Here is an 11,079-nt window from a genome sequence, read left to right as displayed (position 1 = left end):
ACCAATTTCCATGTGGGCTACTGTAAAGCCGTACTTATTGGCAATTTCCCGGACTTGCTCCCGGAAGACCGCTTCAATGTGTCCTTTCAGAACTTTGTTACGGTACTTGGTACCCCAGATCAAATGGTAATTCAAATTATAGACGGATGTCCGTCCATACGTAAGTCTATTCGTATCTTTCATATTAACTATTATATCATGTATTACTGTAACCATATGCACTACGTGTAAAACAGAGGGGCAATTCATCACGTCCTTAAAAGAACATGTTTCCTTGCCCACTTTCAAAAAAGAGGACGTTTCACGACCGGAATCGATCTGAAAAGTCCCCTTGTCTATCTCTAACCTTACGTAATTAGTCCTGCAGGTCCTCGGTGTGGTCAGGGTCAATAGTGACCTTGCCAGCCAGGATCTCCTCAAGGGCCTTACCAACTGACTTGCTGGATTCGTAGTGGTCCAGCAGCGGTGCGGAACCGGTGTCCAATTCGTGGGCCCGCTTGCTGGCTAACATTACCAAAGAGTAGCGGGAATCAATCCGCTTTAATAATTCATCAACTGATGGGTAAAGAATCATTTCTGTGAGTCTCCTAACATTTCAAGATAGCGCGGCATTACCCGTGGAACCCTCAAACGTTCCGTGCGAATAATGTCCTTGATTTTCTCTACGGCACGAGGCACTTCGTCGTTAACAACCGCGTAATCGTAGTTCTGCATCATTTGGATTTCACCAAAGGCCTTCTGGATCCGCTTGTTAATAACCTCCATGCTGTCCGTTCCCCGGTGGATCAACCGGTGCTTCAATTCATCCAAGTCCGGCGGCGTGAGGAAAATGAAGACCCCATCCGGAACCTTCGACCGCACCTGCATCGCACCGTTGACTTCGATCTCCAGGAAAACGTCCTTGCCGGAATTCAACGTCTCATTAACATATTTTAATGGGGTGCCGTAATAGTTGTCAACATACTTGGCGTATTCAAGCATCCCACCGGTTTGAATCTCATGCTCAAACTCTTCTTTTGATACAAAGTAGTAGTCAACCCCGTTTTTCTCACCCGGCCGCGGCTTACGGGTCGTCATTGAAACAGAGTACTGAAAATCATTGTCATTTGAATCAAAGATCGCCTTTCGTACGGTCCCCTTACCAACACCGGATGGACCAGAAAGGACAATTAACATTCCACGATTTGCCATGCTATTTCTCCCTATCAAATTTTAACGTATTACTACTATAATGCACTAAACCGGCTGATAAATCAACCGTTCACACGGACTTTTGGCCGGGGCTGATTTGCCCTTGCATTCCTGAACAGATGTTCGTATACTATAAACACAAACAAATGTTCGGAGGAATGCCATTATGCAACAAATTAATCAACCAACTCTACTCCAGCGTGCTCCCCAAATCCTCACCCGGACAATCCATCACCTGTTTACCGAGGACCCGGTTTTCATCTCGCATGTTAAGCTCTTGACCCCACAACCGGCCAGCCAGCGGCAGCTTTTTCTCAACCAGGCTATCGATCAGCACTGGTCTGTCTTCTTCCAGTTAATGCCTAAGACAGCAGAGGGCTACCCAGTCAACACCTACGGCCAGGTCAAGCTGCTGAGCGATCACCGTTATCTCATTCGCAATCACAAGACAACTTACGTGGTGGATTTCGACCAGATTCGCTATATCGCTAACCTCTAATTACCCAGTTGCCGAATAAACAAAAAACTCACGATTATCAAATTGCTGATGGCTAAGTCATCACATCGATAATCGTGAGTTTTTTACTGCCTATTTTTCTGCCGGGTGCGCCATCTCCAGCAACTCCTGTGCATGCTCCCTGGTCAGCTGAGTAATCTTCTCACCGGAAAGCATCCGGGCTAGTTCATCAACCCGCTGGTCAGCCGACAGGGCCGTCACCCGGGTCGTCGTCCGGTTATCATGAACGCCTTTCTTGATCAGGAAGTGGTGCTGGGCAACCGCGGCCACCTGTGGCAAATGGGTGATACAGAGGACCTGTGAATGGGCCGCAATCAGTTTGATCTTATCGGCAATTGCCTGGGCAACCCGACCGCTGACCCCGGTATCCACCTCATCGAAGATAATACTGGTGACCCCTTCGTTCTGAGCAAAGATCGTCTTCAAAGCCAGCATCACCCGGGAAAGTTCACCCCCCGAGGCAATTTTGGCCAGGGGTCCCATCGTTTCACCAGGGTTGGTCCGAATGTAGAATTCAACCTCATCGATTCCTGTCGGCGTGAACTGGTCAGTCCCGTGGTTGGCAAAGTGGACCTCGAAGTCGGCTTTCGACATGTAGAGTTCCTGCAGCTGCTGGTGAACGCGCTTGGCCAGCTCGTGAGCAGCCTTCTGCCGAACCTGACTGAGCTGCTTGCCGATCTTCCGCAGCTCTTCCTCAGCCGCCTTCAAGCGTTCCTCAAGGTTGCTGTTACTATCGGCCGTGCTCTCCATCTCGTCGAGCTCCTTCTTGATCTTGGCATAGTAGTTCAGGACGTCTTTGACCTGGTCACCATACTTGTGCTCCAGATCGCCAATCGTCGTCAAGCGCTGGTCGATTTCTGCCAGCCGGCCGTCATCAAATTCCAAGAGGTCCAGCTGCTGCCCAGCCTCGTTGGCGACATCCTGAAGGGCATAGTAAGCGTCGTTCAGCGACTTGCTCAGCTGATCGTAGGCATCGTCAAAGTCCGCAATCCCGTTGATCGCGTCCATTACGGTCGCAATCTGGTCCAGCACCGGGTTCTCGCCCTCATTAAAGGTGGTGACCGCCTGCTGAAGGGCATTGTTGATCTGCTGGAAGTGTTCCAACCGGTCCCGCTCACTGGTCAGCTCATCCTCCTCGTTTGGTTTCAGATTGGCATCACTGATCTCTTTAACCTGGTAACGAAGCATGTCGAGCCGCTGGGCCCACTGCTGCTCGTTGGCCTGCTTCTTATTGACGGCGGCCTTGAGCTTCACGTAGTCTCGGTAATGTTCTTGGTACGCATCTAGGAGCGGCGTCTCCGCAGCCCCGGCAAACTGATCCAGCATCCCCAGGTGTGTTTCGGGCTGCATCAATTGCTGGTGCTCATTCTGTCCCTGAATATCAACCAGGTGCGCACCGATCTTGCGCAGCATCGTCGTGTTGATCAGTTCCCCATTGACCCGGATGATGTTCCGCCCGTTGCGGTGGATATCCCGGGAGATGATCAGCATGCCATCCTCGTGGTCAATCCCCATCGAGTCCAGCAAATCATTGAAGGCCGGATCATCCGGAATGGCAAATTGGCCCTGGAGGCTCAGCTTATCCTCCCCCCGGCGGATATACTCCTGCGATCCCCGGCCGCCCGCCAGGAGACCAACCGCATCAATAATGATTGATTTTCCGGCCCCGGTTTCCCCGGTCAGGACCGTCATTTGGCTGGCAAAATCCAAGGTCAGGTGCTTAATGATCGCCAGGTTATCAATTGTCAATTCTTGCAGCACACGCTCACCCGCCTTAGTTATTTGTTAATTCGTTCAGCTTATTTTCCAATCGGCTCGCCGCCTCGGCTGAAGTACAGACAATCAGCACACTGGCGTCATCCCCAATCGTCGTAAAAATCTCCGCGTAATCTGCCCGCCGCAGGAGAACAGCAACTACCGGTCCATTTCCCGGGTGGACCGTCAGCGCCAAGAAACGATCGCTGCGCTTTAATTTCATCAGGCTGTCCTGCAGAACACCTTTCAACTGCTGGTCATCACTTTGCTGCCGATATGCCGGCAGACCGTAACGGTAACCGCCGTCTTCAGCCGGAATCTTCACCAGCTGCATTTCCTTGATATCGCGTGAAATTGTCGCCTGCGTGACCCGTAATCCCAATTCGTTCAGGCGCTTGACCAGGTCCTCCTGGCGCTCAATGCTTTCCGCCGTAATGATTTCTCGAATCTTCTCCTGACGTTCTGCCTTTTTCATAAAAACTCCCTACTTTTCCTTTTGATTTAGATCCTGATCGGCCGCCGCCAGTACCCGGTCAATATCAACTGCTGCGGATATGGATCCCGGCTGATCAGTCAGCTTGAGGTGCGCCAGGAATTCAATGTTGCCCTGGCCACCCTTGATCGGTGAATAGTCAAGTCCCAACACGTTAAAATGGTCCTCGTTGGCAAACTGAAGGACCTCCTCCAAAACAGCGCGGTGAACGGCATGGTCACGGACAATCCCGTGCTTGCCGACATGCTCCTTGCCCGCCTCAAATTGCGGTTTGATCAGGGCCACCACTTCGCCGCCCATCTTCAGAATCTTGGCCAGCGGCGGCAGAATCAGCCGCAGGGAGATGAAGGAGACGTCAATTGAGGCAAACTCCGGCTGGCCATGGGTGAAGTCGTCCAGGGTACTGTAACGAAAGTTGGTCTGCTCCATTACCACTACCCGCGGGTCCTCCCGCAGTTGCCAAACCAGCTGGTTGGTTCCCACGTCCAGGGCATAGCTCAGCTTAGCACCATTTTGCAGCATCACATCAGTGAAGCCGCCGGTCGACGAGCCGATGTCTAAGACTGTCTTATTCTCGACACTGATATTGAAGACTTTCAGCGCCTTAGCCAGTTTCAGGCCGCCCCGGCTGACGTAGGGCATCTTGTGGCCCTTCATGTGCAGGGTTGTCGTCACCGGAATCTTTTGTCCCGGCTTATCGAGGCGCTCGTTGTTCTTCCCCAGGATTTCGCCGGCCATCACCGAGCGTTTAGCCTGTTCCCGGGAATCAAAAAGTCCCTGCTGGACTAACAATACATCTACGCGTTCTTTTTTCATGCTTAAAATTCCTCTACAACTTAAAATATGCTAAAAACTGATCGTAACCAGCAAACGACCGCCCCGTCAGCTCACCGAGCTTAGTCTGGGCCGCCTTGGCTGACTGCAGCGCCTTGTGCAATTGCTCCTCGGCCCCCGCGACTCCCAGCAGCCCCGGGTAGGTATTCTTGTGCTCACCGGCATCCTTGTGAACCTGCTTCCCCATCTGGGCAGTAGTTCCCAAGACATCCATCAGGTCATCGTATATCTGGAAGGCCAGGCCAAACTGGGCGCCAAAGTCTGCCAGCGCCGCCTTGACCGGCCGTGACTGGTTGGTAATGATTCCCCCAGCCAGGACGGCATAACGGAGCAGGGCCCCGGTCTTTTGCCGATGAAGGTAGCGTAACTGGTCAAGGTCCAGCTGGTGCCCCTCGCCCTCAATATCACGGGCCTGACCGGCAACCATCCCCGCAGGACCAGCCGCCTGGGCCAAGGCCAAGGTCAGCTCGGCCCGGATGGCGGCCGGCAAGCCGTTATCGGTCACCCACTGAAAGGCCAGCGTCAGCAAGCCATCCCCCGCCAGCGTTGCCATCCCGGCACCGTAACGGCAGTGGTTAGTCGGCTTCCCCCGGCGCAGGTCATCATTGTCCATCGCCGGCAGGTCATCGTGAATCAGGGAATAGGTGTGGAGGAGCTCCAGAGCGGTAGCGGCGTGTATGACGTTTTCATCCACCGTGCCGCCCAGCATTTCAACTGTTGCCAGGGTCAGGGCCGGCCGCAGACGTTTACCGCCCGCCATCAGCGAGTAGCGCATTGAGGAATATAAAGTGGCTTGGTCAACGTCAGCTACCAGGTGATCACTAAGGTAGTCGTCGATGCTTGATTTTAGTTCACTAATCGTCTGTACCATGATTAACCCTTCACCTGGTCTCCGCTACCATAACCGCGGTTGCCGCCACCGTTGTTACTGGGGTCATCATCACTGCCCTCGTAGACCTTCTCGCTGCCATCGTCATCAATCAGGTGGCCAAGGGTCTTCTCCGCGTTGGTCAGCTTACCCTGCAATTCCTTCGAGAGCTTGATCCCCTCCTGAAACTGCTGCAATGCTTCTTCCAACGGGACATTTCCCTGTTCCAGCTGGTTGACGATTTGTTGCAATTGGGCCAGCTGTTCTTCAAATGTTGGTTCTTCTTTTGTTGCCATTACTTATTCTCCTGTTCCTTGATCTTCGTAATCTTCGCCATTGCCTGGCCATCCTTAAAATGCAGCTGGACTTCCTGGCCGACTTCCAGCTGGCCAGCCTGGTTGACCACGCGTTTATCCTTCGTGACGTAGGTATAGCCACGTCCCATGATCTTCAGCGGACTGAGCGCATCCAGCTGCCGGATCAGGCCGGTCAGTTGGTCCTGCCGCCGCTGGTAATCTGTCAGGGCGTTGGTCCGCAGCTGCTTGGTCAGCTGGGCCACCAGTTGTTCCTGCTGACTGAGCTGGTGCCGCGGCGAAGTAGCAGCCAGCCGGCTGGTCAATTGCTGCAGCTGGGCCTTTCGGTTGACAAACATATTTTGCTGCAGCTGAACCAGTTGCTGGGTCAGCTGGTCAACCTTCTGGGCGTAGTTCTCGTACAGCCGGGTTGGCTGCTGGAAAATGTAGCTCTGAGTCTGCTTGGCCAATTCCTTCTTGGCAAAGGCAAGCCGGTTCTGCATCGCGTTGGCCAGCCGGTTTTGGCTATCCTGAATTGCCAACAGGGTCTCCGTCAGGACCGGGGTAGCCAGCTCAGCCGCAGCCGTCGGGGTAGCGGCCCGCTGGTCAGCCACCAGGTCGGCAATTGTGGTATCCGTTTCGTGACCGACCGAGGAGATCACAGGGATCTTGCTGTCGGCGATGGCCTGGGCAACCACTTCCTCGTTAAACGGCCAGAGATCCTCAATCGAACCCCCGCCACGACCAATGATCAGGGTGTCAAAGTCGCCGCGTTCGTTGGCCCGCTTGATCTGACGGGCAATGTCAGCCGCGGCTTTTTCGCCCTGAACCACCGTCGGGTAGAGAACCACCTGGGCGATCGGGTAGCGCCGCCGGACGGTCGTGTTGATATCCCGGATCACCGCCCCGTCCAGACTGGTAACCACCGCGATTCGCTTCGGAAACTTGGGGAGCGGCTTCTTCGGCAGGTTAAACAGGCCCTCCGCGCTCAACTTCTTTTTGAGTTGTTCAAAGGCCACGTAGAGCGAGCCGACGCCATCCGGCTCCATCTTATCAATATAGATCTGGTAACGGCCGTTCCGCTCATACAAACCGACGTGGCCTACCACCAGGAGTTTCATCCCCTCCTCGGGACGGAACTTAACCTGGCGGAACTTGCTCTCAAACATGACCGCATCGATCACCGCCCCATCATCCTTCAAGCTGAAGTACTGGTGCCGTTGCCGCAGACGGAAGTTCGACAACTCCCCCGTCAGATAAACGGTCTGCAGGTAAGGATCCCGGTCAAATTTGAGTTTCAGGTATTTAGTCAGTTGACTTACCGTTAAATACTTACTTCTGTCCATTGTGTCTCCATTCTGCCAGGTCAACCGTCTGCTGCATCAGACTGGCGATGGTCATCGGACCAACCCCGCCCGGTACCGGCGTGATCAGGCTCGCTACATCCTGGACGTGTTCGAAATCGACGTCTCCCGTCAGTTTACCAGATGACAAGCGGTTGATACCAACATCAATTACGACAGCACCCGGTTTAACGTCTTCCGCCTTAATCAGGTGCGGGCTGCCCGCCGCGACCACCAGGATATCTGCCTGGCGCGTGGCGGCCGCCAGGTCACGGGTATGACGGCTGGCCAGAGTGGTTGTCGCATTAGCATTGTTTAAGAGGGCCGCCATCGGTTTGCCGACCAGGATGCTCCGGCCGACAATCGTGGCATTCTTCCCCGCCAATTCAACATGATGGTGGTGCAGCATGGTCATGACGCCCCGCGGGGTGCAGGCCACTGGGTAATTCCCCGGCTGGTTAGCATAGAGCTTTCCCAGGTTGGTCGGGTGCAGGCCATCGATGTCCTTATCGGGCCGGATGGCATTCGTAATTGCCTGGCCGTCCAGCTGGTCGGGCAGCGGCTCTTGAACTAGGATCGCGTCGATCGTGTCATCATGGTTATACTGGTCCACCGCTGCCATCACGGTTACCTGGTCAACGTCGGCAGGGAACTTCTTCAGGATCGACTTGATGCCGAGCTTCTCAGCCTTGCGCTGCTTGTTGCGGGTGTAGATGACACTGGCCGGGTCCTCACCAACGAGGATCACGACGATCCCCGGTTGAATTCCCCGGCTGGCCAGTTTGGCAACCCGCTCTTTAGTCTGCTGGTTCAGTTCTTTAGCCAACTTTCGTCCGTCAATTACTGTCGCCATTGCAAATCCCCCTTAAAGATTAAGTGTCAAGACTTATTTTACCATGTTCATTATGGGGCACAAAGGCCCGCAAAAGTCCCAAAAAACGCTGATCCTCGCCCAGCAAGTGATCAGCGTTTTTTCATTTAATTTGATAGTTGACGTTCGAACTTTCCCAAAGCCCCATTGATGAACTTCCGGGACTTATCATTGCTGAAAGTCTTAGCGAGTTCCAGGGCTTCGTTGATAGCAACGGCTGCTGGAACATCGTCAACGTATTGTATCTCGAACAGGCCTAAGCGCAGGATGACCAGGTCCGGCTTAGCCAAACGGTCAATCGTCCACTCGTCGGCTAAGAGTGAACTGATCTCCTGGTCCAGTTCTCCCTGGTGCTCATTGACCCCTTCAACCAGGGTCTTGAGGTATTCGGGAATCTGGTGCTGGTCGTGATGTGGAATTGATTGGTAAATCGTAGCAAGGTCGGCATCTGAATCTGTCTGCAGGGCAAACAGAACCTGGAAGGCCTCCTCACGAACTTGGTGTCGGCTTAAACTCATTCGTGATCCCCCGCTTCTTCTTCGTCCTTCTTCTCGCCAAAGATGTCATCCGGGTCAACAGTCTGGTCTTCTGCCGCCGCTACAATGCCCTTCACATGGACATTAACTTCGGTGACCTGTAGGTTAGTCATCAGCGCTACCTGCTGCTTGATCCGCTCCTGAATCAGGCCGGCAACCTTTGGCACGGAAACACCATATTCAACATAAACATCGACGTCAATTGCCAATTCATCCTGGTCATTAGCAATCTTCACACCGCGCCGGTAGTCAGAACGCCGACCCAAAAGTTCACTCACACTGTTGGCAAACGTGCCGTACATCTTCGAAACACCGTCGACTTCACTAGCGGCAATTCCGGCAATGATCTCCAGTACCCGTGGGGCGATCTGGATCGTACCCAGAGACTGATCATCACTATTGAGGATAATCTTCGAATCTTCTGCCATTACTAGTCCTCCACTTCTCTTCGTCATCGGGTGATCATACCCAATTTAAGATTACTTATTCTATTTTGCACTAAACAAGGATAAAAATCAATATTCCCCGGCTCATTCGGCAAAAGCAACCGAGTTCACCAGATGAACCCGGTGATTATACCAATCATGAACAACTAAATCCGCCCGGGTGCTGGTGAAATCGCCAAAGGAAAGCGCCCGGTCCGCATCAACCAGTTTGATCACTGCATCCGAATCAGGAAGCGGGCGGGCAAACCGGGCCACCGTGACGTGTCCAGATTGGGTCGCATAGCGCTCCTGGACCGGCAGATCGGCTCGGGCAAGCCGATCACGCAGCCTGGCCCGCAGCGTCGCTAACGATCCTGAGTAGAAGCCTTTGACCATCACAGCCCCCGGACTCAGCATCAGTCCGGCCAGGTGCCAATCAATCGCTGGCGCCTCTGCCACCGTCTCAGCGACCACCCGCCGATAGTCTGCCAGCCGAGCAGGGTCCAGGTGAAAGCCAGGGTGCGCCCCGATAATATCCATAACGGTAATGTGCATATCCGCCGCCAGGTAACAGTAGAGCCCCCGGTCGGCAGTTTTCAGCGGTTGCAGGGCAAAGTTAATGTTGCGGGTGACGTGGGCCGGCAGGTGCAGGATCAGGGCCAACCCCCGCCGGTCATCGTTGCTCACGCCCAGGTAGGGATCAACCTCTTCCTGGTGCGCAGCCAGCGCCTGGTGGCCGTGCTCATCGATTGCGGCATAGAGTGCTTGTAAATCTTTCATCGTCAGTCGCCCACAATAATCAGGTCGGTGGGGGCTGTCGTCAAGACCTGCGGTCCGCCATGAGTAACCACGACGTCATCCTCGATCCGGACACCGCCGATCTCAGGAATGTAAATCCCCGGTTCGACCGTAATTACCTCGTTGTTATGTAGCTTCACGTCCGTGGCGGCCGGGCCGTAACTGGCAGGCAGTTCATGCACCGCCAGACCAATCCCGTGTCCCATCCCGTGGTTGAATTCGTCGTCGTAGCCAGCCGTGGCGATCAGCTTGCGCCCATAGGAGTCGAGAACATCCCCGCGTTCCCCAACCTTGATGTGGTCAATCACCTCTTGGCGGGCCGTGTTGACAATCTCGTAGACGTCACGCAACTCGGGATCGATTGAACCGACCGCAAACGTCCGGGTCATGTCGGCGGTGTAGCCGTCCACGAAGTAACCGAAGTCCAGGGTCACCACGTCCCCGTCGCCGATCACCCGGTCACCGGCTGTGGCGTGCGGTTTAGCCGAGTTCTCGCCGCTGGCCATGATGGTCAGGAAAGAGGCCCTGCTAGCCCCATGCTCCTTCATCCAGAAGTCCAGCTGATTGGCTAGTTGGCGCTCCGTCATCCCCGGGCGAACCTTGTTCAGCACATATTGATAACCCTGAGCCTGGAGGTCGGCGGCCCGCTGCAGTTTCGCCAGTTCACCACTGTCCTTGATCATCCGCATCTTCTCGATCAGGTTGGTAAAGGGAACGATATCGGCCACCATCACCTCATCCAAAACGTCATAGAGACGGTAGGAGAGGGTGTCCTCGTATCCCAGGACAGTTACCTTAAGGGCCTGGCAGATCCGGTTGAGGGCCCCGTAATAGTCCCGCGTGATGGTCGCCACCACCTCATCACTGTCAAATTCCTCCAAGGCCAGCTGGTAGCGGTCATCGGAGACAATGATGGCATCGTTTTTGGTAATCAGCAGGTAGCCATCCCCCGCCATCAGTTCAAAACCGGTGAGGTAGAAAATGTTGTCATGATTGGTAACCAGAAAGGCATCAATGTAAAGCTTTTCCAAGCGCTTCTGCAATCGTTCGATCCGTGTCATTTCAATCCCCCGTTTCTGTCAACCACCACGCCCTAAAGGACGTGGCTTGTGAGCAAACACCCTTCTGATGAGTGCTTGAACCACAATTTGCATA

General features: G+C 54.2%; 15 protein-coding genes. 1 reads left to right on the top strand and 14 read right to left on the bottom strand.

Going from position 1 to position 11,079, the window contains the following annotated elements; translation table 11 throughout:
* The 3 genes from QOS10_RS08370 to gmk all read right to left on the bottom strand — a co-directional run.
* A partial coding sequence (locus QOS10_RS08370) for a transposase (RefSeq protein ID WP_283595020.1) occupies positions 1–183 on the bottom strand: 183 nt, incomplete at its 3' end.
* A 172-nt stretch (positions 184–355) separates the two neighbouring features.
* Positions 356–574 (bottom strand): DNA-directed RNA polymerase subunit omega, encoded by a 219-nt coding sequence (gene rpoZ, locus QOS10_RS08365; RefSeq protein WP_057806134.1) that lies wholly within the window; start codon positions 572–574, stop codon positions 356–358.
* Complete coding sequence (gene gmk, locus QOS10_RS08360; protein WP_283595019.1) at positions 571–1,191, bottom strand: guanylate kinase; 621 nt, start codon at positions 1,189–1,191, stop codon at positions 571–573. Before gmk ends, rpoZ begins: the two co-directional genes overlap by 4 nt.
* A gap of 166 nt (positions 1,192–1,357) precedes the next feature.
* On the opposite strand from gmk, the gene QOS10_RS08355 reads away from it, so the two are divergent.
* Positions 1,358–1,690, top strand: coding sequence for a hypothetical protein (locus tag QOS10_RS08355; RefSeq protein WP_283595017.1), 333 nt, complete (start codon positions 1,358–1,360; stop codon positions 1,688–1,690).
* Positions 1,691–1,780: 90 nt separating this feature from the next.
* Here the strand turns inward: QOS10_RS08355 and recN are convergent, their stop codons facing one another.
* From recN to QOS10_RS08300, 11 genes are all read right to left on the bottom strand, one after another.
* The gene (gene recN / locus QOS10_RS08350; protein ID WP_283595016.1) at positions 1,781–3,469 is read right to left on the bottom strand and encodes a DNA repair protein RecN; all 1,689 of its coding nucleotides are present in this window, start codon (positions 3,467–3,469) and stop codon (positions 1,781–1,783) included.
* Positions 3,470–3,482: 13 nt separating this feature from the next.
* A complete protein-coding gene (locus tag QOS10_RS08345; protein ID WP_283595015.1) occupies positions 3,483–3,938 on the bottom strand; it encodes an arginine repressor in 456 nt (151 codons plus the stop codon).
* A 9-nt stretch (positions 3,939–3,947) separates the two neighbouring features.
* Positions 3,948–4,772, bottom strand: coding sequence for a TlyA family RNA methyltransferase (locus QOS10_RS08340; RefSeq protein ID WP_283595014.1), 825 nt, complete (start codon positions 4,770–4,772; stop codon positions 3,948–3,950).
* Between the two features lie 13 nt (positions 4,773–4,785).
* Entirely contained in the window at positions 4,786–5,661 is an 876-nt protein-coding gene (locus QOS10_RS08335) for a polyprenyl synthetase family protein (protein ID WP_283595012.1), read from the bottom strand.
* A 2-nt stretch (positions 5,662–5,663) separates the two neighbouring features.
* Complete coding sequence (locus tag QOS10_RS08330; protein ID WP_283595011.1) at positions 5,664–5,954, bottom strand: exodeoxyribonuclease VII small subunit; 291 nt, start codon at positions 5,952–5,954, stop codon at positions 5,664–5,666.
* On the bottom strand, positions 5,954–7,297 hold the full coding sequence (gene xseA / locus QOS10_RS08325) for an exodeoxyribonuclease VII large subunit (RefSeq protein ID WP_283595010.1): 1,344 nt from the start codon (positions 7,295–7,297) through the stop codon (positions 5,954–5,956). The genes QOS10_RS08330 and xseA overlap by 1 nt, the downstream gene beginning before the upstream one ends.
* Positions 7,284–8,147 carry a bifunctional methylenetetrahydrofolate dehydrogenase/methenyltetrahydrofolate cyclohydrolase FolD gene (gene folD / locus QOS10_RS08320; RefSeq protein WP_283595009.1) on the bottom strand — a complete coding sequence of 288 codons (864 nt, stop codon included), beginning with the start codon at positions 8,145–8,147 and terminating at the stop codon, positions 7,284–7,286. The genes xseA and folD overlap by 14 nt, the downstream gene beginning before the upstream one ends.
* Before the next feature lie 125 nt (positions 8,148–8,272).
* Positions 8,273–8,683: a transcription antitermination factor NusB gene (nusB, locus tag QOS10_RS08315; protein ID WP_283595008.1), complete on the bottom strand. Its 411-nt coding sequence runs from the start codon at positions 8,681–8,683 to the stop codon at positions 8,273–8,275.
* Positions 8,680–9,129 carry an Asp23/Gls24 family envelope stress response protein gene (locus tag QOS10_RS08310; RefSeq protein WP_283595007.1) on the bottom strand — a complete coding sequence of 150 codons (450 nt, stop codon included), beginning with the start codon at positions 9,127–9,129 and terminating at the stop codon, positions 8,680–8,682. The genes nusB and QOS10_RS08310 overlap by 4 nt, the downstream gene beginning before the upstream one ends.
* A 102-nt stretch (positions 9,130–9,231) precedes the next feature.
* Positions 9,232–9,906, bottom strand: a complete 675-nt coding sequence (locus QOS10_RS08305; protein ID WP_283595006.1) for a 2'-5' RNA ligase family protein — start codon at positions 9,904–9,906, stop codon at positions 9,232–9,234.
* 2 nt (positions 9,907–9,908) lie between these two features.
* Positions 9,909–10,985 carry a M24 family metallopeptidase gene (locus QOS10_RS08300; RefSeq protein WP_283595005.1) on the bottom strand — a complete coding sequence of 359 codons (1,077 nt, stop codon included), beginning with the start codon at positions 10,983–10,985 and terminating at the stop codon, positions 9,909–9,911.
* Positions 10,986–11,079 lie beyond the last annotated feature (94 nt).

It is taken from the genome of Limosilactobacillus galli, from assembly GCF_947381495.1.
Lineage (GTDB): Bacteria > Bacillota > Bacilli > Lactobacillales > Lactobacillaceae > Limosilactobacillus > Limosilactobacillus galli.
The sequence above is the reverse complement of the archived record's forward strand: the minus strand, read 5'-3'. Positions and strand labels throughout refer to the sequence as shown.